Raw genomic sequence first — 1152 nt, 5'->3', positions numbered from 1 at the left:
CAGCCACCGTATCATGCTGACCCTCTTGCAGCGCCATCCATAGCCCAGGTATTTCGTCACCATCTTTCCCCGCTGCCAGCGCTATGAACTTATCTGCTGATAACTTCCCTGCCTTCAGTAACTTCGCCAGCACCTTCATAAACGCAGCCACCGTATCATGCTGACCATTTTGCAGCGCCAGAAATAGTCCAGGTGTTTCGTCACCACCTTTCGCTGCTGCCAGCTCTATGAACTTATCTTCTGATAACTTCCCTGCCTTCAGTAGCTCCACCAGCACCTTCATAAACGCAGCCACCGCCTCATGCTGACCTTTTTGCAGCGCCAGAAATAATCCAGGTGTTTCGTCACCATCTTTCGCTGCTGCCAGCGCCATGAACTTATCTGCTGATAACTTCCCTGCCCTCAGTAACTCCACCAGCACTTTCATAAACGCAGCCACCGTCTCATGCTGACCCTCTTGCAGCGCCATCCATAGCCCTGGTATTTCGTCACGTCTTTTTCCCGCTGCCAGCGCTATGAACTTATCTGCTGATAACTTCCCTGCCTTCAGTAACTCCGCCAGCACCTTCATAAACGCAGTCACCGTATCATGATGACCCTCTTGCAGCGCCAGAAATAGTCCAGGTATTTCGTCATCATCTTTCGCTGCTGCCAGCTCTATGAACTTATCTTCTGATAACGTCCCTTCCTTCAGTAACTCCACCAGCACCTTCATAAACGCAGCCACCGTCTCATGCTGACCATTTTGCAGCGCCATCCATAGTCCAGGTGTTTCATCGCCATCTTTCCCCGCTGCCAGCGCTATGAACTTATCTTCTGATAACTTCCCTTCCTTCAGTAACTCCACCAGCACCTTCATAGACGCAGTCACCGTATCATGATGACCATTTTGCAGCGCCAAATATAGTCCAGGCGTTCCGTCACCATCTTTCCCCGCTGCCAGCGCTATGAACTTATCTTCTGACAACTTCCCTGCCATCAGTAACTCCGCCAGCACCTTCATAAACGCAGCCACCGTATCATGATGACCTTCATACAGCGCTAGATGCACACACCTTTTTTTTTGAGAATCTGATAACTTTAAAAAATTATTATCAGTCAGACGTAATTCACGAAAGCATGCGGAGAAATCTGAAATAGTACGACCTTTTC

At 49.3% G+C, this 1152-nt stretch carries 1 protein-coding gene; it reads right to left on the bottom strand.

The features are described 5' to 3' along the window. A partial coding sequence (locus JQC92_RS22410; protein ID WP_205001735.1) for a type 2 periplasmic-binding domain-containing protein occupies nt 1-1152 on the bottom strand: 1152 nt, incomplete at both ends.

It is taken from the genome of Parashewanella hymeniacidonis (genome assembly GCF_016900895.1).
In the GTDB taxonomy this organism is placed as follows: domain Bacteria; phylum Pseudomonadota; class Gammaproteobacteria; order Enterobacterales; family Shewanellaceae; genus Parashewanella; species Parashewanella hymeniacidonis.
This window is presented reverse-complemented; position numbering and strand designations above follow the sequence as displayed.